This is a genomic window from Grimontia sp. AD028, assembly GCF_000973155.1.
Taxonomy (GTDB): Bacteria; Pseudomonadota; Gammaproteobacteria; order Enterobacterales; family Vibrionaceae; genus Enterovibrio; species Enterovibrio indicus.
The window spans coordinates 1-18,607 of record NZ_LASY01000002.1 but is presented as its reverse complement, the minus strand read 5'-3'; the positions used below and the strand labels follow the sequence as shown (position 1 = coordinate 18,607).

The 18,607-nt window shown below is 49.2% G+C and carries 16 protein-coding genes; 12 read left to right on the top strand and 4 right to left on the bottom strand.

What is annotated here, in order from left to right:
* The first annotated feature begins 173 nt into the window (after nucleotides 1-173).
* Both RN22_RS00175 and RN22_RS00170 read left to right on the top strand, forming a co-directional pair.
* Nucleotides 174-1,202, top strand: coding sequence for a hypothetical protein (locus tag RN22_RS00175; protein ID WP_046302612.1), 1,029 nt, complete (start codon nucleotides 174-176; stop codon nucleotides 1,200-1,202).
* 246 nt (nucleotides 1,203-1,448) lie between these two features.
* On the top strand, nucleotides 1,449-2,414 hold the full coding sequence (locus RN22_RS00170) for a hypothetical protein (RefSeq protein ID WP_046302611.1): 966 nt from the start codon (nucleotides 1,449-1,451) through the stop codon (nucleotides 2,412-2,414).
* 67 nt (nucleotides 2,415-2,481) lie between these two features.
* Here the strand turns inward: RN22_RS00170 and RN22_RS00165 are convergent, their stop codons facing one another.
* Complete coding sequence (locus RN22_RS00165; RefSeq protein ID WP_002539940.1) at nucleotides 2,482-3,507, bottom strand: ion channel; 1,026 nt, start codon at nucleotides 3,505-3,507, stop codon at nucleotides 2,482-2,484.
* 170 nt (nucleotides 3,508-3,677) lie between these two features.
* Between RN22_RS00165 and RN22_RS00160 the strand changes: the two genes are divergently transcribed.
* From RN22_RS00160 to RN22_RS00125, 8 genes are all read left to right on the top strand, one after another.
* Nucleotides 3,678-4,025 carry a YkvA family protein gene (locus tag RN22_RS00160; RefSeq protein ID WP_046302610.1) on the top strand — a complete coding sequence of 116 codons (348 nt, stop codon included), beginning with the start codon at nucleotides 3,678-3,680 and terminating at the stop codon, nucleotides 4,023-4,025.
* Nucleotides 4,026-4,048: 23 nt separating this feature from the next.
* Nucleotides 4,049-4,438, top strand: a complete 390-nt coding sequence (locus RN22_RS00155; protein ID WP_002539942.1) for a cupin domain-containing protein — start codon at nucleotides 4,049-4,051, stop codon at nucleotides 4,436-4,438.
* Between the two features lie 81 nt (nucleotides 4,439-4,519).
* Nucleotides 4,520-5,530 (top strand): 23S rRNA (adenine(1618)-N(6))-methyltransferase RlmF, encoded by a 1,011-nt coding sequence (gene rlmF / locus RN22_RS00150; protein WP_046302609.1) that lies wholly within the window; start codon nucleotides 4,520-4,522, stop codon nucleotides 5,528-5,530.
* A 130-nt stretch (nucleotides 5,531-5,660) separates the two neighbouring features.
* Complete coding sequence (locus RN22_RS00145) at nucleotides 5,661-6,056, top strand: hypothetical protein (RefSeq protein ID WP_046302608.1); 396 nt, start codon at nucleotides 5,661-5,663, stop codon at nucleotides 6,054-6,056.
* A 29-nt stretch (nucleotides 6,057-6,085) separates the two neighbouring features.
* A complete protein-coding gene (locus RN22_RS00140; protein ID WP_046302607.1) occupies nucleotides 6,086-6,763 on the top strand; it encodes a DedA family protein in 678 nt (225 codons plus the stop codon).
* A 76-nt stretch (nucleotides 6,764-6,839) separates the two neighbouring features.
* Nucleotides 6,840-7,952, top strand: a complete 1,113-nt coding sequence (gene rodA, locus RN22_RS00135; RefSeq protein ID WP_046302606.1) for a rod shape-determining protein RodA — start codon at nucleotides 6,840-6,842, stop codon at nucleotides 7,950-7,952.
* Nucleotides 7,953-8,416: 464 nt separating this feature from the next.
* On the top strand, nucleotides 8,417-9,343 hold the full coding sequence (locus tag RN22_RS00130) for a HipA domain-containing protein (RefSeq protein WP_046302605.1): 927 nt from the start codon (nucleotides 8,417-8,419) through the stop codon (nucleotides 9,341-9,343).
* Entirely contained in the window at nucleotides 9,283-10,029 is a 747-nt protein-coding gene (locus RN22_RS00125; protein ID WP_156168131.1) for an HIRAN domain-containing protein, read from the top strand. The genes RN22_RS00130 and RN22_RS00125 overlap by 61 nt, the downstream gene beginning before the upstream one ends.
* Before the next feature lie 444 nt (nucleotides 10,030-10,473).
* On the opposite strand, the gene RN22_RS00120 is transcribed toward RN22_RS00125, so the two are convergent.
* From RN22_RS00120 to RN22_RS00110, 3 genes are all read right to left on the bottom strand, one after another.
* Nucleotides 10,474-13,581, bottom strand: coding sequence for an efflux RND transporter permease subunit (locus RN22_RS00120; protein WP_046302603.1), 3,108 nt, complete (start codon nucleotides 13,579-13,581; stop codon nucleotides 10,474-10,476).
* A 10-nt stretch (nucleotides 13,582-13,591) separates the two neighbouring features.
* On the bottom strand, nucleotides 13,592-14,695 hold the full coding sequence (locus RN22_RS00115; protein WP_046302602.1) for an efflux RND transporter periplasmic adaptor subunit: 1,104 nt from the start codon (nucleotides 14,693-14,695) through the stop codon (nucleotides 13,592-13,594).
* 307 nt (nucleotides 14,696-15,002) lie between these two features.
* A complete protein-coding gene (locus tag RN22_RS00110; RefSeq protein WP_046302601.1) occupies nucleotides 15,003-15,989 on the bottom strand; it encodes an ABC transporter substrate-binding protein in 987 nt (328 codons plus the stop codon).
* Nucleotides 15,990-16,248: 259 nt separating this feature from the next.
* Here RN22_RS00110 and RN22_RS00105 point away from each other — a divergent pair, with 259 nt between their 5' ends.
* Together RN22_RS00105 and RN22_RS00100 are read left to right on the top strand one after the other, a co-directional pair.
* Entirely contained in the window at nucleotides 16,249-17,361 is a 1,113-nt protein-coding gene (locus RN22_RS00105) for an ABC transporter ATP-binding protein (RefSeq protein WP_002539970.1), read from the top strand.
* A gap of 149 nt (nucleotides 17,362-17,510) precedes the next feature.
* Nucleotides 17,511-18,593: an ABC transporter substrate-binding protein gene (locus RN22_RS00100; protein ID WP_002539971.1), complete on the top strand. Its 1,083-nt coding sequence runs from the start codon at nucleotides 17,511-17,513 to the stop codon at nucleotides 18,591-18,593.
* The last annotated feature ends 14 nt before the right edge of the window (nucleotides 18,594-18,607 follow it).

Below are 18,607 nucleotides of genomic sequence, written 5' to 3'. Positions count from 1 at the left end.
CGCAATTGCGGGCTTTTTCTCGCCTGCAGCTTTTTAGCGACCGATTCTTACCGCATTCTTCAAGTAGAAAATCATCGATTGCTATCAACAGCGAGACACTTGGTTACGACATTTCATGCATATAGTGGTGGATGGTTCCGTTGTGAATCTGATTGAAGAGGAGAACCACCACCATGCAGGGAAACCACTATGTCGATACTCAGTTGTTCAAAAAACTGAGCGCCTTACAAGATGAGAAAGCCAATTCATCTACGCCCGACTATACCTTCTTTGACCGCGTGCTTAGCCAGGTCGAAAACAGCGTTGAAATGGAACATGGGTACAAAGCGAGATTGAAGCGCCGCCTTCAGGTGCTCGCCGATGAATCATTAAACGTTCTCGTGCTCGGCTCGCCTCAAACAGGCAAATCTGCCATGCTTTCAGCGATGTTTGGAGAGAGGGATTGGTCTCGCTCGGCCAACGAGATCCAGCGTACAGAACTCAACCGAGTGACGCTTTGGGAAGCCAACCTTCCAGACTACAGCCCAGAATCTAAGCCGCTAATACAGGAACTGTCTGCGCTATTGTCTGAAACCGATGATCACAACAAGCCACTGATTGATATGGTCATGGTGGTGCTTGATGCCTCTTCCAGCAACATTGACGATAGTTACCTCGATATCTGCCGCACGATCATCCCTATGATGGGCAGAAACGCTGATGGTCGATTGATGGTGCTTTTCAGCAAGTGCGACAAAGTTGCTCATGCCATTCGTGGAGAGTATGTAAAAGATGTGATGCCGATGGATGCAGAGATCTGGTTAGATTGCACGGCAGCCACGCTTCGGTATCGACTGATTGACAACGCAGGTGTTCAGACCCGTCCTTTGGCCTTCAGTGCTGAAGCGGGAGAGTCCCCAAGTGGCCGTCCTTTTAACTTGCTCAAGCTTCTGGCCCGCACCATGGAAACCTTACCGGAAGACAAAGCGCTGACCTTGCTCAATCATGTTCTCAGCCGTGGGGATGACCACTGGCGTGAGCATGATGACAACGTGCTTTATCTGCAACTCATTGAAAATGCCTGCTTCGATGCCATCCATCTTGGCGCGCACGATGGTGATCGCTTTGGCGGTCAGCTAGGTGCGTTTTTGGGGCGTCATGGCCGTGCGCTTGGAAACATTGTTTCAGACGAAATCCGCGGTCAACTGGGTATTTCCATCTAAATCCCCAAAAGGGCTCACTACTCGGTGAGCCCTTAACTTCCGTAGTTTCATCAGCTTCAAACCGCACATCATTCCTTAAGTAAACAAATTGTTAAACGCTATCAAGAGCGAGACAAATTGCCACTTGTGCATTGCGTATAGTTGCAGATGATAAATTGGTTACGTGAATGGTAATACCCAAGCTGACAGGAAGTCGCTGGCGTGAAAAACGCTTGGGTATAGGAAGTATTTACCGAGGACATACCCATGCAAAACAGCAAGTCATTTTCTCAACAACTGGCCTGGGACATCAGCCACTCTTCACTGGTGGACGAGTTCAAAAAGTCCGCCTTGCAACTGCGTCTGCATGAGCTGGAAGATCAGCCATTAAACATTATGGTTGCCGGCCCCAAAGGTGTAGGTAAAACCGCCACCATCAAAGCGGTGTTTGGCGATAACCTGACTGAAGAGTTCAATGCTTCTTCCGGTATTACCCGCTTCCAAAATGGCAATCTGGTAGTGTGGGATTACCCCGGCCATAACGGCGATGAACAACACGACAAAATGCTGGATATGCAGATTGGATCAACGCTGAGCGAAAGCGATGGCGAGGGTAACCCGCTCATCGACATGGTCGTCGTGGTGCTGGACGCTGCAGAGCGCAATCTTAACCAAGGCTATCGACTGATTTGTGATGTGATAGTGCCAGCATTAGGTGACGAGCTTGATAACCGTCTGGTGGTTGGACTGAACAAAGTGGATATTGCCAGTCACAGCTACGAGTGGGATTTCGTTAACGACTCGCCTTCTAACGAAGTAGAAATCTGGCCGGAAAGCACGGCGTCTTTGATTCGTCACTGCATGTTGGATGAGTCTGGTCTTGAGATTGCCCCTGTTTGTTATGCGGCTGATTTTGAACGCTCAAACGGCGAAGGTCGTCGTCCGTTCAACACCATCAAATTGCTGAACCAAATCGTGGCAAAACTGCCAGCGGAGAAAAAAATCACCTTGGTCGACACGCCGCTTAACAAGCAATCACTGGCGTGGTTTGATAGCGATGACCGCATGAATTACGTAGTGGAAGTGGAAAATACCCTGTTTGATTCTATCTACGAAGGCTCGCGTGGCGGCGCAAGATTTGGCGGATTGCTTGGTGCGTATATGGGCAAGCAGGGACGTGAAATAGGTTATCTGCTTCGTCGTAACCTGCGTCAGCGTCTGAATCTGGCTTAAGCGCCTATAACTAAAGAGAAAGGAGCCGAATGGCTCCTTTTTTGTATTTGCTATCTGTGGGGTTAAATCAATCCCACTTAAAGTCCAACACCCTTTCATCGGCAATATAGAACAGCAAATCGTTGGGCTTGATTTCCTGATCAAGCGGCGGGTTCAGCCTGACATTGCTATCGCGTCGGAAACCAATCAGCGTTGCATCATGCTCCTTCTTCATTCGTAGAAAGAGCGCTTCAACCGTGGTGTATTGCGCATCGCCAGGGTAGGTGACCGCGTATTGCGTCATGCCTTTGCGGGTGTTCAAAAGCTCATGATGAAGCTCAGAAGAGCCCGGATCCACAGCTGATTTCGCCATCATTTCCACCGACACAGAAGGAATACACTCTGCGTTCGGGCAGTGGGTTTTCAAAAGGTCAGAAAGGACTTCCTCCTGGAAGTACGCGAGAATGTGAACATCCGGATTTTTGCTGGCGCAGAATAGCGCCGCCGCGAAGGTGATGTCGTCTTCCGGGTTGTCGATGATGATGCAGTCCGCATCACTCACGCCTGCGCGGCTCATCGCGGTTTCGTCGGTAAAGCTTGTAGTGCGGACAAAATCGATTTCCTTCGGCAGGGGGTTTTCAATGTCAGCTCGCACGCACAACACGATAGGGCGCTTGTCTTTTTCTTCGTGCAGAAGCATGTCGATGAGGTGAAGGGTTCGGCTTTCGTTCCAACCCAAAATCAAAATGTGTCCGGACACGTCAATGCTCCTTCTTCCTAACAGTCCTTTGCGCCAATACTCAATGGTAATACCCGCCAAGCGGCCTACACCGATGGCAAAAATACTTAGTCCACAAGGGATCACAAACAGTGCGACAATCCATTTACCCGCCGTTGTAGTGGGAGACATGTCGCCGTAACCCACTGTAGAAGCGGTCACTAACAGATAATAGATATAATCAACGAAGGGAGAAGTAAGTGCATGCTCTCCCGCTAAGCGAAGCAGCACCCAGCTTATGACTGCGTAGGCCAACACTGCAGTAATAACGTGCTTCCCGCTTAAACGCTGAAATTGAGAGGTGATCCATCGGCGAACCATGTACCACTTGTTCATCAGCCGTTTTCCTTAACCTTCTTAGAGTTCAAACTAGCGTGCCACTATAACAGTCTAATCCATCAGCAAATTTCTCAATTTTGCCGACTGTGAAAAAGTTCTCAGATTCGGGTTAGGCAGCAGTATTGATTAGCGTGTAGATTGAAATCAGTGACGAGAAGGACAGCGCCATGAGTGACAACAAATATCTGGATGAATTTTCCGACGATGGATTCTGGACCAAAGCCCGTAACTTTGCGCAAAAGGCAGGTTACGACGTATTGGAAAATGCCCTCAAGCTCTACTATTCCGCGACAGATGACGACACACCCAAATGGGCGAAAACCACTATTTTCGCCGCGCTTGGTTACTTTATCGCGCCTATTGATGCCATTCCTGATCTGACACCTGCCGTTGGATTTTCCGATGATTTGGGCGTTCTTGCAGCCGCTGCGGCAGCGGTCGTGATGCACGTGAAAGCAGAGCACGGCCAGAAAGCAGGCGAGAAGTTGGATCAGTGGTTTAAGAAGATCAATTGATTTACCCAAAGAAGGGAAAGGGCATGAAAGGAAGCAGAGTCAACCTCAAGGACGCGTTTGAGCAAGTCACTTTCCTTGAAGATCGAACGCCGGAACACTCGCTGAGCGGTGAAGGGGAAGATGCCTTTGCAACACTGGCAGATTACCGAGATGGTGGCGTTTTCATTGCCCACTACGAAGGAAAGAGCGAATGGGAGCGTCATCCGGCCGACGAACTGGTCCATGTGCTGGAAGGGCAAACCACCATCTTTCTGCTCAATAGCGAAGGAGAAACACCCATTTCCTTGTCTGCAGGAGAGTTGGTCGTGGTGCCGGAAAATGTCTGGCACCGCTTTGATACGCCAAGTGGCGTGAAGGTGATGACAGTGACACCGCAGCCGACTGAACACAGTATCGAAAGACCTGACAAGTAGAGGAAATCAGCTCGGAATTTCTGGCTGTCGTGCTAGAATCGCTGCCCTGAAATTTCCGGACAAAGTCGACTAGGCGTCATCATGACAAAACCGAACAAAACCACTTCACAACCTAAGAAAGGTCTGCACCCAAGAAATCCCCATCGTGCGCGATACGATTTCCCGGCGCTGATGAAAGGCACCCCAGAGCTCAAAGCCTTTGTGAAGAAGAACCCGTTCGGTGATTTGTCTGTCGACTTTTCCAACCCGCAAGCGGTGAAAACCCTCAACAAGGCACTGTTGCAACACTTCTACCAAATCAGTTTCTGGGATATTCCAGAAGGCTATCTTTGCCCGCCAATTCCCGGCCGCGCGGATTACCTGCATTACTTGGCAGATCTGCTGGCTGAATCCAACGGTGGAGAAATTCCAAAAGGCAAAGCTGTGAAGGGGCTGGATATCGGTATGGGCGCAAACTGCGTGTACCCCATGGTCGGCCACCGCGTTTATGGCTGGCAGTTCGTGGGTGCGGATATTGACCCAGTATCCGTAAAAAGCGCCAAGCTGATGGTGGAGATGAACCCAAGCCTCAAAGGCGGCATTCAATGCCGCCTTCAAAAGAACCCAGACCACATTTTCGCAGGCATGATTAACGCCAAAGAGCGTTTCGATTTCACCATGTGCAACCCGCCTTTCCATGCTTCTATGGCAGAGGCAACGAAAGGCTCTGAGCGCAAAGTGAAGAACCTTGCCGCCAATGCCCGCAAGAAAGGCTCAGAACCCTTTAAAGCGCAGCCAATGAAAGGCAAGGGCAAACCTGTGCTGAACTTTGGTGGACAGAACGCAGAGCTTTGGTGTCCGGGCGGCGAAGCCGTTTTTATCAAGCGAATGATAGAACAAAGTGCCGATTTCAAAACCCAATGCCTGTGGTTCACCACCATGGTTTCCAAGAAAGAAAACCTGCCGGGTATCTACAAGCAGCTGAAGGCGCTAAAAGTCGAAGATGTCCGCACCATCGAAATGGCGCAAGGTCAGAAAGTAACGCGTATTGTGGCATGGACTTTCCTCAGTGAATCAGCACGCCAAAACTGGTCGCAAAACGGCGAAAAATAGCGCGCTTTTCAGGCGGTTTTTGGTTGGAAAATCGCCGCCTTATGCAAGGTCGTCATAAGCGATAAAAAGTGTTGTTCTTTTTGTGGTTTTAGCAGTAAATTCTGCCTGAATTGACCTTTGAGAATACGCCGTGAAAACGCCGACTAAGCGACTTTCCCTCTATGTTGCCCTGATGATGGTGCTGCTGTTAAGTGGCGCTGTGGGGGTTATTGGGGTCGATTTGGCGCAGGGGCATCACGCAGCTTTGCAGGATAGGGAAGGTGTGCCGCTGGCGAAAGAAGAGTATTCGCTGCTTCGCACCATGGCATCACGCATTCTTCCCGATGACGTCGAGTTTATCGATGACGAACCTTCATCACTTTCAGCGTTTCCGGCTTCAGGCATTTCTCTGCTTCTCTTGGGCCTTTTGTCGTCAGGCTACTTCTGTACTCGCCAGAGCCGACAGAACATCACAGGCTTCTTCGCACCTTGCCACCTCCAGTTCCGCTTTATCCACTCAAGGGAAGGTTTCTCCAGCATCACCTAACCCTGTTAATTTTGATTCTTGGAGAGAATATGTTTGAAGCAATTCAGGAAGTGCTGGTGGCCTTGTGGTACCAGGATTTCGATGCGCTGCTGGCTCCCGGCAGCGCGACCCTAATCTACATCATCGTGGCTGTGTTGATTTGCCTTGAAAGCGGCTTTTTACCAGCGGCTCCCTTACCTTGCGACAGCGTGGTTGTACTGGTCGGTACTTTGGCGGCCGTCGGTGTGTTAACGCCAGCTATCGCATTCCCACTGCTGATTGTGGCGGCTTCAATGGGAAGTTGGATGGCCTTTATGCAAGGTCGCTGGCTGAACAAGTTGCCAATGGTGCAATCCTGGCTGAAGAAAGTGCCGGAAAAGAACATGAAAACCGTGGATGCTTTACTGCGTCAGCATGGTTTGGTGGCGCTTTTTGCTGCGCGCTTTATTCCGGGTGTTCGTTCGATTGTGCCGATGATGATGGGCATCCGCGTGAAAGAAGCACCACGTTTCCATTACTTCGCGTGGCTGAGTGCGACCCTTTGGGTCTTCCTGCTAGCGGGCATCGGGTTCCTGCTGCCTTCACTGCCAGACGCGCTTGGACGAGCGGTAACTATGGGATTGATGGCTGCACCTGTTATCACGCTTTGTGCCGCGATTCTGACTGCGATTACCTGGCGAGTCCGCAAATTGCTGAGAGGCAATAAACCACCTTCAGCACAAGCCTAACCCTGACCTATCTCGTCGCCACGTCGCTTGCAAAACCGACGTGGCTTTTCTGATCTTTACGAAGGCGTTTTAACCCATGAATATACTGCGCCCACGACTGGATATTCCGTTGCTGATCGCGATTGTCTCGCTGATCACTCTTGGCTCAATGAGCGTATGGAGCGCGAGCGGCTACAGTGTTCCTACCCTTGAAAGGCACGTCGCCCGCGCCATGATCGCGCTTTTCGCTTTGCTGTTTTTCTCGCTTATCCCTGCCAAAACCTACCGGGCACTCACGCCACACCTTTTTGGTTTGGCGATTGTGCTTTTGCTTGGTGTGATTGTGGCGGGAGACACGGTGAACGGCGCCAAACGCTGGCTGGCACTCGGCCCTATCCGCTTTCAGCCTTCTGAAATTGTGAAAGTGGCGGTACCTATGATTATCGCCTGGTTGATAGTGCGAGACCCCGGCAGACCGGGTCTGCAAAAGATTGGGCTTTGCGCGTTAGTCACCGCATTACCCGCAGGGCTGATTGTGATTCAGCCAGACTTGGACGGTGCGATTTTTACCGTGATGTACGCACTGTTCGTACTCTATCTAGCAGGTATGAGCTGGAAGATCATTGGCTCAGTGTTAGCAGCAGTTGCGGCGACAGTACCAGTGATGTGGTTCTTCTTTATGGCGGACTACCAGAAGCTTCGCGTCACCCAGTTTTTGAACCCAGAATCTGACCCACTTGGCGCGGGTTATCAGATCATCCAATCCCTGATTGCTATTGGCTCTGGCGGAGTGCGCGGTAAAGGCTTTATGCACGCGACACAAGGGCAGTTGGGGTTCATCCCTGAAAGCCACACCGACTTTATCTTCTCCACCTTTGCAGAAGAGTGGGGCTTTTTGGGAAGTGCCGTCATGATTGCGCTGTATCTGTTTATCTCAGGCCGCGCTTTATGGTTGGCAGTCAACACCGCCTCACCGTTTTCCCGCCTTGTCAGCGGCGCATTGGCGATGAGCTTCTTCCTCTATGCCTTTATCAACTTGGGCATGGTGAGTGGCCTGCTACCCGTAATGGGAAGCCCGCTGCCGTTTATCAGTTACGGTGGCACGGCGATGATCACCCAAGGCGCATGCTTCGGCATCATCATGGCGCTATGTTGCGGTAAGCAACCAGTAGAAGCGACGTGGAGTGCGAGAACGTTTAGTAAGGCTTAGTTTGCTCTTGGTTCCTTCCCCTTTTTAAGGGGAAGGTGAGGGGGGGTTTGGTTCTGACAAGGCTTTGCCTCAAAGTGAGTCGGCTAAGAACATTGGATTACTCCAGTCATCTCTCACAGACCAAATTTCCACTATACACACGGATCTGTATAAAAACACAATGTCATGTGGATAGCGGAAATCTGGATATTTTAGCTTTGGATACCCAACTTCACTCTTCAGGTCGCAGCCACTAAACTTAATCCACTGATTTTACGAAGCTATATGTTAATTTTGCGCGAGAGTGCGCGGATCAATTAAGCGTCCGAGATTTTACTAAACGGACAAATTGCTAGCTGATCTGTTGTCAGTCAACGCAATCAAACTCTTCAGAAAATATCATTACCTGTATGTATACACATGTGGTACTTTAGGCTTGCGCATTAGCCTTTGATAGATTTAAAAATAATAGAGAGGCTTAAGAGGTGGTAGAGGTAGTCGACGTTACAGGTTGGATTGGAGATGAGCACCATGCCATATTTCCAGTCGGTGCTCGAGATAAGGAGATGTTATGGTCTCCTGAAAAGCAAGTCGAGGTTCTTAAGCCTAGCTGGCCATACTTGTTTAAGGAATCCATAGATCGTTATCAAGACCAGTATTGGACTGAATTAGTAGCATACATAGTGTCTAAGTATTTAGGTGTTGATGTGCCAAAAGTCTTTCCAGCGATTAAAAACACTGAAGACGGAATTGTATGTGGTTCACTTATCGAATGGTTTTACGATGTAGATAGTGAGCGATTCGTTCATGCTGGTTCATACTTTAAAAGAATTATTCCTGATTTTGATGACAAAACAGGCAAGCAGCATAATTTTGCTGATATGAATATTTTTATTCGTAGTCTCGCAATTCAAGCTGGACTGGTAACCGAAAGAGTGAAATGGTTAGCAGATATGGCTCTATTTGATTCTTTGATTGGCAACACCGATAGACATCAAGAGAATTGGGGTGTGGTTTTTCAAAGTGACGACAAATCACGGTTGAGCCCACTTTTTGACAACGGAACATCGTTAGGACATGAACGTTTCTTAGATAAAGTTAAAGACTGGGACGACAATCGTTTAAGGGCTTATGTTAATCGTGGCTGTCACCACTTGAGGGTTAATAGAGAAAATACTAAGCAAAGAATCAAGCATTTTGAATTGGTCGAAGGAATTTCCTCTTCAGGTAAGGATATACAAGATTATATGCTACAAAAGCTTGATGCGGTGGATTTAGAAGCTATGCTTGCAGAAATAGAAGGTCTAACAAAAATTGATATTGACGTTCCGTTTTCTCAAGAAAGGTTTGAATGGATCAAAAGAAATATCTTGATGAGATTAGAGCTACTCAAAGAAGAAGTAAGAAAATGATGATTGAAAACTCAATACATGTAAACACTTTGTTTTTGACATGGCAGTCAAACCGAGATCGTAATCAGCGATACCTTGTTGGTGCCTTGAAAAAACTAGAAAGTGGTTTTGAGTTTTCGTACTTAGCGGAAACGCAAGACTACTCAGATGCTATAGATCAAGGCTTCTTAGGATACCCTGCTTTTCCTTTAGACAAAGGGCCATTTACTAACGATGTCATGACAACCTTTATGAAAAGGTTACCACCTCGCTCTCGTCGCGATTTTAAGAAGTACTTAGTAAATCATCATTTACCAGAGGAATTTGATGGTAATGATTTTGATCTGATAGCACATACGGGTGTTCAGTTACCTAGCGATGGTTTCGATTTAATTCCAAGCTTAGAAGAAGCTGATATTCCATTTGAATACCTAATGGAAGTTGCAGGTACACGTTACTATTTAGACTTTGAGCAATCGAGTGCGATTCAGCCCGGCTCTAATGTAAGTTTGCGTTGTGAGAACGAAAATGAATTTGACTGCAATGCAATCGCCATGTTCGTCAATCAAACAAAAATTGGTTACGTGAACAAATTATTTTGTCAGACAGTTAGAAAGCTCATGGAGCGTGAAGTGGACTGTTACGTAGCCAAAGTATCGGGCACAAATGAACGTCCACTGATATATGTCATGTTATCTGTAAGTTAGACTTTATAAGAACAGTTGCTCAACACATATGAGCCTTACTCTGATCAATAGTCAATAGGATTCTTTGGCTGCGTCAGCAGCCATTGTTTTCGAACAACAAAGCCATCTACTTTGTTTAGCCTAAAGTCAGCTTACCCGAAGTGGCTCGTTGAGAACACGATTCCTAACTCGAAAGTGTCCAATATTACTCCAGAACCAAAAACCAACTCCCCATCTAACTTCCGCCTTCAATAGGGGGGAAAGGTAATGTTGGAAGGACAGGCACTTTTAGAAAAAGTTCGAATTATCAGTGTCATGCCTGCTTGCACGTCGCCTCATTCCTGTTCATTTATCCAGCGGAAGTGGACCGACTAAGCTAGTGTAAGTGAATTCAATGACGACCATAAGTATTCAAAGCGCAAAACACCACCTTCAATCCCTGCTTTGCGCTATCTCATTGAGTGACTACTGACTCGGATAAGCATGCTCCTCGTTCACCTCATCCACATCTTCATCAAGCTCTCCTTCATGGTATCTGTGGCCGCCTGAAATGTAGGTATAAACCACAGGAAGCACGAACAGGGTAAACAGAGTACCTACCGCCAGCCCTGCCACAATCACTAAGCCTATGTTGTAGCGGGATGCGGCACCTGCGCCAGTTGCGAACAACAAAGGAATCAGACCTGCAATCATCGCAGAGGTGGTCATCAGAATTGGGCGGAGGCGAACGGTGGCGGCTTCCACAATCGCGTCTTGCTTGGAAACGCCTTTCATCACTTGTTCCTCTTTGGCGACTTCACACATCAAGATGCCGTGCTTGGTGATCAGCCCCACTAAAGTAATCAATCCGACCTGAGAGTAAATGTTCATCGAGGTTGCGCCAGAGATATGCGTCCACCCAAGGGCGATTAACGCACCGCTAATGGCAAGCGGCACGGTAAACATAATGACTAATGGGTCACGGACACTTTCAAACTGGCTCGCAAGCACAAGGAAGATAATCGCCAAGGCGAGGGCAAAGGTCAGGTACAACGAGCTGCCTTCTTCCACGAACTGGCGAGCTTCTCCCATAAAGGAGTAGGTGTAACCTTGCGGTAAGTCGGTGGTGGCCAACTGTTCGAAGAAGGCAATCGCATCGCCCATAGCAACATTCGGAGCAGGCACAGCTTCAACGGAAATGGAGTTCATCTGATTGTAGTGGGGCAATGACCTTGCTTGTCCGTTCACAGTAAAGCTCACCAAACTCGATAGTGGGATGGCTTCGCCATTTTGCGCATTCACATAGAACTGCGAAATCAAATGAGGGTTGGCGCGGTAAACCCGCTCCACTTCCGGAATCACTTCATACGAGCGGCCATCGATGTTGACGCGGTTGATGTAGCCGCCGCTCATCATGGTGCCGAGTGTTGCGCCAATCGCTTGCATGGTCACGCCATATGCGCCTGCCGCTTCGCGGTCTATCTTGAGTTGCACTAAGCCGGAATCGTATTTCAGGTTCACGTCGGTATACACAAACAACGGGCTGGCTTTGGCTTTCTCCAGAATCTTGTTGCCGACTGCATAAAGCGTTTCGAAATCTGCGGGGCTGGTGATAACAAACTGGATTGGTAAACCGCCAGATGCGCCAGGTAACGAGGGCATTTGGTAAGCCGTGGCGTTGATGCCGGGGAGTTTCTTCGCCTCTGCGTTGATATTGGCTGAGACTTCCTTCTGGCTGAGCGTCCGCTCTGTCCAGGGAATCAATGGGCCAATCGCGATGCCCTGGCTACTCGTTGGCACTCCAATCATCGCCAGAGAAGCTTCGGCTTGTGGCTGTTTGGCGATGATGTTGGAAATCAGCTCCATGTTGGCCTGAATGTAGTCATTGTTGGAGGTGGAAGGCGTGCTGCCAATGACCACCACCACACCCTGATCTTCATCCGGCGCGAGCTGTGATGGAATGAATTTGAATATCACTGGCAGTGAAGCAAACACTACAATGGCAAAGATGACGACAACGCGTTTGTGGTCAAGCACAGCCAGAAGTGCGTGATGATATCGCTTGGTGAGGCCACCGAGTACCCGTTCAACGGTTTCTTCAAACTTACTTGGATGAGTGTGCGGTTTGAGCATTTTGGAGCACATCATGGGCGACAGAGTGAGTGCCACAAACCCTGAGATAAACACCGAGCCTGCCAGCGTTAACGCGAATTCTTTAAACAGCGAGCCTGTCACGCCCCCCATCAGGGCGATTGGCGCATAAACCGCTGCCAGAGTGATCGTCATCGAGATAACCGGAACCGCAATTTCCCGCGTGGCTTCAATGGCGGCTTTAAAAGGCTTGGTGCCCATCTTGATATGACGGTCGACGTTTTCCACCACCACGATAGCGTCATCTACCACCAATCCAATCGCCAATACCATGGCGAGCAGCGTCATCAGGTTTAAGGTGAAGCCAAAGGCTTGCATCACGACCATAACGCCAATCAGTGACAGCGGAATGGTGACAATAGGGATCACTACAGCACGGAAAGAACCAAGAAACAGGAGTATCACCACGATAACAATGACGGCGGCTTCAGCGATGGTTTTGACCACTTCATTGATGGAGTCAGTGATCGCCAAAGTGGAATCGTAAAGCACACTGGCTTCAATGGTGGAAGGCAGGTTTTTCTGAATGGATTCGAACAGCACGCGAATGCCTGCCGCCACATCCAAGGGATTCGCGGTGGGTGTGGCATTGATGCCGATGATCACTGCTTCCCGTCCATTAGCCAGTGCGCGCGAGCTGTCACTGCTTTTACTGAGGTTCACTTCCGCCACATCGCGAAGCTGTACCACCTGACCCTTGTAGCTTTTGATCACCAGATTCTTCAGGCCTTCAACCGTGTCGACTTGGCTATCAATGGTGCTGTTGAGCACGGTGAAGTAGCTTTTGAATTGACCAACCGCGGACTGGTAGTTGTTCTGTTGCAGTATTCCAACTAGCTCAGAGGTCGAGAGATCGTACTGCCCCAGCTTCTCCGGATCAGGCCAGATGCGCAGGGCAAACGGCGAACCCCCCATCATGGATATGTTGGAAACGCCATTGACGGTGGAAAGCTGTGGATTGACCACCCGTTCGAGATAATCGGCGATCTGGCTGGAATTCAGGTCTCCACTGAAAAACGAGATATACATGATGGAGGTCGTGGAGCCTGTCGAAGAGGTAACAGAAGGGTTATAGGCCTCTTTGGGTAACTGGTTGGTAACGGAATTTATCTGCGAAAGCACGTTTGCCAGCGCCGCTTCCGGATTGGTGTTCAGCATCATGTTCAGGGTAATGCTCGATGATCCGAGTTGGCTCGCAGAGGTCATAAAGTCGAGGTTATCTACCTGCGATAAGGCTTGTTCAAGCGGCTGGGTGATAAAACCTTCCACCAGTTCAGCATCGGCGCCGGGATAGGGCGTGGTAACGGTGATCACCGTATTGGTCATGTCCGGGTATTGCCGAACCTGCAAATCTTTCATGGCGTTGAGGCCAAATAAGAGCAGCAGAACACTTAATGATGCTGCCATGACGGGGCGATAGATGAATATGTCTGTGAAGCTCATAATCTGTTCCTCACAGTTGCGGCATGCTGTCTGGCGTCGAAATCGGGTTGTCGACGATATTCACCTTGGTATTGTTGCCAAGGTTCAAAATACCTGTCGTGACCACTTGCTCATCAAACTTCAAATCCCCTTTGACCAAGGCGAAGTTGCCATCCCGTTGCAGCACTTCAACCGTGACCTGCCGAACGCGGGTTTCATCGTCTTTCTTCTCTGCTACAAACACAGAATTTCCGTAGAGGGCGAAGACAATCGAGGTTTGCGGCACAACTACCTGATTGCCCAAATCAGACAGCGCGACATTCACAGCGGCGAACATGCCACCGCGCAGGGTTTTATCATCGTTAGGTAGCTCTGCCTGCACCATTACCAGACCAGTTTGGTCGCTCACTACAGGTTGAATGGCGTTGATCTTCCCTTTGTATTCACGATCTGGAAACGCTTCGACGGTTAATGATATTGCCTGACCGACAGAAAGGTTGCCGATCTGAGCCTGAGGCACATTGAAACGAACCCGCATGACGGAGAGATCGTCGAGCCGGACAATGTCTGTTCCCGCAGAAACATATTGACCCAGATTGATATTGCGAATGCCGAGTACACCGCTGAATGGCGCTTTGATTTCCCGCTGATTGATGGTGGCTTGCAGGCTTTCAATATTTGCCTGCATGGCTTCGTACTTGGACTGTGCCGCCTCGACGCTTTGTTCCGAGACAGAACGTTCCTGATAGAGTTTGCGCAGTCGGTTGTAGTCATCCCGAACGGAAGGCAGTTGCACTTGCTGCGCTTTGAGCTGTGCTTTCTGAACCGATGAATCAAGGCTCACCAGCACAGTGCCACTTTCCACGTTGGCACCATTTTCGAAGTTGATGGCGGTGACAATGCCCGCGACTTCATTGGAGACAGAGACGCCTTGGTTGGGCTCGATAAAGCCGATGGCTTTGATCCCTTGTGGCCAAACCGTTGGCGTGAGCTTTTCAACTGTGACCGGATAAACCGGTTCGGGTAGGTTAGCCAGTGTGGTTTCAATCTTTTTATTCACAAAGAGGTTAAAGCCAATCACGGTGCCAAAGGCTAGAACCGCGATAACCACCATTCCAATAAACCATTTACTCATGCGTGGATCTCCCCGGCGACATGTTGCGGTTTGGCGTTGTTTCAGCGAAAAAAGGTAGCGTCGCCAAAACTGGCGAAAGGAGAGGAAGAAGCGCGTGCATTGGCATGTTTGAGATGCCGGAAACCTTGGGGTGAACAACGTACCGCTTCATGCAGACTCACTTTAAACAGCGACGAATGCGGAAAGTATTATGCAACCTGACGGGCTGCCGTGTTTATAAGTTGGGACAGAGTGAAGTTCTTAAAAATAAAATCAGAAGAATAGAAAAGGGAGGCGAATGCCTCCCTTTGAGAAATTGAATGGGCGGTTACATCGCGGCTTTGACTTTCTCAGCCACGTCTGCCGGTACCCATTGGGTCCAAACCTGCGGGTAGGATTCGAGGAATTCAAACGCAGCGATTTCACCGTCTGCCTGATTCTCTTCCATCCACGCCATCATGGCGCTCATATCTGCATTCGAGTATGCGCGGTTGCTGATGTAGTTGTATGCGGCTGGCGATTCTGTCGCAAAGCTTTCTGTGGTGATGGTGTTCACGGCAGAAGGTGGGTAAGCCGTCACTTTCGGATCGGTACAGTCAGCTTGAGTAATGCAGCTTTCGTAGTGCGCGGAATCTGCCGGCACACCGAAATCGACTTTCACCATGTCATAGCGACCCAGAACAGGTGTTGGTGACCAGTAGTAACCAAACCATGCATTTTCGCGATCGTTAGCTCGGGCAATTGAACCTGCAAGCGCAGCGCCTGAACCTGGGTCAATCATTTCAAAGCCGGCTTCTTCAAGGCCAAGGGCATCAAACAGGTGACCTGCAGTGATCTGGCATGTCCAACCAGCAGGGCAGGTCATAAAGCCTGACTTGGAGTCATCTTCAGGATGAGGGAAGAGCTTGGCGTTGGCCTTGATGCCCTCAATCGTTGCCAGCTCTGGGTTTTTGTCGACCATGTATTTTGGTACCCAGAAGCCTTCTTCACCGCCTTCTGCAAACGCAGGGCCAGCAAAGCGCAGCTTCTTCGCATCAACGCCTTTTTGTAGCATTTCTTTGTGGGAGTTACTCCAAAACTCCGGCGCAATATCAGGTTCGCCTTTTTCCGTCATCGATACGCCGGTTGGCATGGTATCGCCAGGAACCAGTTCGGCGTTACAGCCATATCCATTTTCCAAAATGAACTGATCCACATGCGCCATCAGGGTCGCGGAATTCCAGTTCATATCAGCAATGGTGACATCACCACACTCATCAGCAGAAGCAAAGGGGGAAAGCGCCAGAAGGGCAAAAGGTAAGTAGCGGGATTGCATAGAGAGCGACTCCATTTGTGACGATAGGACGTCTTTTAATAGTGGTTTCCAATTTATCAAAAGTGTTGAAAACGATGTCTGAAAGATAGTGATATTCGTGACTTTTGCATCATTTCTATGAGCATGAAGTAAGTGCAATGTTTCACAGAATCAAGACGCGCTCATGATCAGTCTCTCACTCGGGCGGTCGCTTTTTGATCAATGTTAAAACCCTGTTATAGGCTCTAAATGATTAGTGATGTAAAGGAATGCGTAATTTATGCAGCAGAGTGGGAGTGATGGGAATTCCGGTATGCCTTTTGTGCGCTTTGATAATGTGCAAAAAAGCTACGATGGAAGAACCTTGGTGGTCAAAGGATTTGAGATGGATATCGAGCAGGGTGAATTCATCACCTTGCTCGGGCCTTCAGGTTCAGGTAAATCAACGGTTTTGATGATGATGGCGGGCTTCGAGCAGCCTACTCATGGTGAAATCTATCTGAATGGGAACCCAATCAAAAAGCTGCCGCCACACAAACGTGGTATAGGACTGGTGTTCCAAAACTATGCACTTTTCCCCCACATGACAGTGGAAGAGAACCTCGCATTTCCTTTGCAAGTCAGAAACCTGTCCAAATCTGAAATCGAAAAAAAGGTAAAGCGCGCATTGGATATGGTGCGTTTATCTGATTTTGGTCATCGCCGTCCGGCGCATCTTTCCGGTGGTCAGCAGCAACGCGTCGCGGTAGCCCGCGCATTGGTGTTTGAACCAGAACTGGTGTTGATGGATGAACCACTGGGCGCACTGGACAAAAACCTCCGTGAAGAAATGCAGTACGAGATCAAACACATTCAGGAAGATCTCGGCGTGACCATGATTTACGTGACTCACGATCAGTCAGAAGCGCTGACGATGTCAGACCGCATTGCCGTGTTTAACGACGGTGTGGTGCAACAGTTAGCGACGCCAGAAGAGCTTTATGAACGCCCGGTTAACGCTTTTGTTGCGCAGTTTATTGGTGAGAACAACCGTCTGCGCGGCGATGTCATTTCAATGAATGAACAGGCTTGTCAGGTCAAAATTCCGAATGGCGACATCATCACTGCCAAGCCAGTGGCTGTCGGCAGTACTGGCGAACAATCCACCCTTTCCCTCCGCCCAGAACGCATTGTTATTAATCCAGAACAGGGCGTGCTTTCCAATATTTTTGACGCCAAGGTAGAGGAAGTGATTTACCTCGGCGATCACCTGCGTACCCGCGTCTCAGTCTGTGAGAGCGATGAATTCATTATTAAAACCCCCAATGCGGAAGGACATCCGAACCTTCAGCGTGGCGATACCATTCGCATTGGTTGGTCGGAAGAAGATTGCAGGGCGTTGGACGCCTCGTAAGGAAACATCTAGCACAAGTGCTTTGTGCAGGGCTCGATAACTGATTTGGGTTAGTAAGGAACGCAGTTTTTCTGTCGTGGTGACGCGCAGATTTTGATTCCTGCTCATGCTCAGACGTAAACAAGCGAAAGACTTGAGGAGAAGGGAAAATGAAAAAACTCGCGTTAAACGTTGCCATTCTGGCAGGCGTTGCAAGCATGGCGACTCACGCTGTAGCCGATGAAACCTTGAATGTTGTTTCTTGGGGTGGTGCCTACACCGCCAGCCAAACTAAGGCTTACCACGAACCTTGGACTGAAAAAACCGGTACTAAGGTCATCAATATCGATAAATCCCAGAACGGCCTTTCAGGTCTGCGCGCACAGGTTGAATCTGGCAACGTGACTTGGGACCTGGTAGACATCCTGCCTTCTGATGCCATTGTTGCGTGTGATGAAGGTTTGGCTGAACCGCTGGACCACGATACCTTATTGGCGGCAGCGCCAGATGGCACGCCAGCAACCAAAGACTTCCTGGCAGGCTCACTGAGTGAGTGTTTTGTTCCGTCTATCGTTTATTCAAACATCGTGGCTTACAACAAAGAGATGTTTGATAAAGCGCCTACCAAAATCGACGATGTGTTCGACCTGAAAAACTTCCCGGGTAAACGTTCGCTGCAGAAAAAACCCATCAACAACCTTGAGTGGGCTTTGATTGCAGATGGCGTAGCAGCGGAAGACGTGTATGACGTGCTGAGCACCGAAGAAGGCGTACAGCGTGCATTTAAGAAGCTTGATACCATCAAAGACAATGTGATTTGGTGGGAAGAGGGTGCACAGCCGCCACAACTTTTGGCAGACAAAGAAGTGGCATTCGCTTCTGCCTACAACGGTCGCATCTTCAACGCTGCGGTGAATGAGAAGCAACCGTTCGAGATTATCTGGGACGGTCAGGTGTTCGAACTGGATGGTTGGGTTGTACCAAAAGGCAAGCTGGACAAGGTGAAAGACTACCTACGCTTCGCAACGGACTCACAACGTCTTGCCGATCAGGCGAAATACATCTCTTATGGTCCTGCGCGTAATTCTTCAGCAGCGATGGTAACGACGCATGCTGATACAGGCATCGACATGAAACCACACATGCCGACCTATGGACCAAACTTCAAAACCGCGATTCCGAAAGACGATGAGTTCTGGGCAGATAACGGTGATGAGCTGGCTCAGCGTTTCAACGCGTGGTTAGCGAAGTAACTGTCTCTTATACA

Coding starts and splice junctions, on each gene's coding strand:
- RN22_RS00120 (WP_046302603.1), bottom strand. CDS start 13,581: ATGAGCTTCACAGACATATTCATCTATCGCCCCGTCATGGCAGCATCA.
- RN22_RS00175 (WP_046302612.1), top strand. CDS start 174: ATGCAGGGAAACCACTATGTCGATACTCAGTTGTTCAAAAAACTGAGC.
- RN22_RS00170 (WP_046302611.1), top strand. CDS start 1,449: ATGCAAAACAGCAAGTCATTTTCTCAACAACTGGCCTGGGACATCAGC.
- RN22_RS00115 (WP_046302602.1), bottom strand. CDS start 14,695: ATGAGTAAATGGTTTATTGGAATGGTGGTTATCGCGGTTCTAGCCTTT.
- RN22_RS00155 (WP_002539942.1), top strand. CDS start 4,049: ATGAAAGGAAGCAGAGTCAACCTCAAGGACGCGTTTGAGCAAGTCACT.
- RN22_RS00125 (WP_156168131.1), top strand. CDS start 9,283: ATGGATCAAAAGAAATATCTTGATGAGATTAGAGCTACTCAAAGAAGA.
- RN22_RS00100 (WP_002539971.1), top strand. CDS start 17,511: ATGAAAAAACTCGCGTTAAACGTTGCCATTCTGGCAGGCGTTGCAAGC.
- RN22_RS00160 (WP_046302610.1), top strand. CDS start 3,678: ATGAGTGACAACAAATATCTGGATGAATTTTCCGACGATGGATTCTGG.
- rlmF (WP_046302609.1), top strand. CDS start 4,520: ATGACAAAACCGAACAAAACCACTTCACAACCTAAGAAAGGTCTGCAC.
- RN22_RS00165 (WP_002539940.1), bottom strand. CDS start 3,507: ATGAACAAGTGGTACATGGTTCGCCGATGGATCACCTCTCAATTTCAG.
- RN22_RS00140 (WP_046302607.1), top strand. CDS start 6,086: ATGTTTGAAGCAATTCAGGAAGTGCTGGTGGCCTTGTGGTACCAGGAT.
- RN22_RS00105 (WP_002539970.1), top strand. CDS start 16,249: ATGCAGCAGAGTGGGAGTGATGGGAATTCCGGTATGCCTTTTGTGCGC.
- RN22_RS00110 (WP_046302601.1), bottom strand. CDS start 15,989: ATGCAATCCCGCTACTTACCTTTTGCCCTTCTGGCGCTTTCCCCCTTT.
- rodA (WP_046302606.1), top strand. CDS start 6,840: ATGAATATACTGCGCCCACGACTGGATATTCCGTTGCTGATCGCGATT.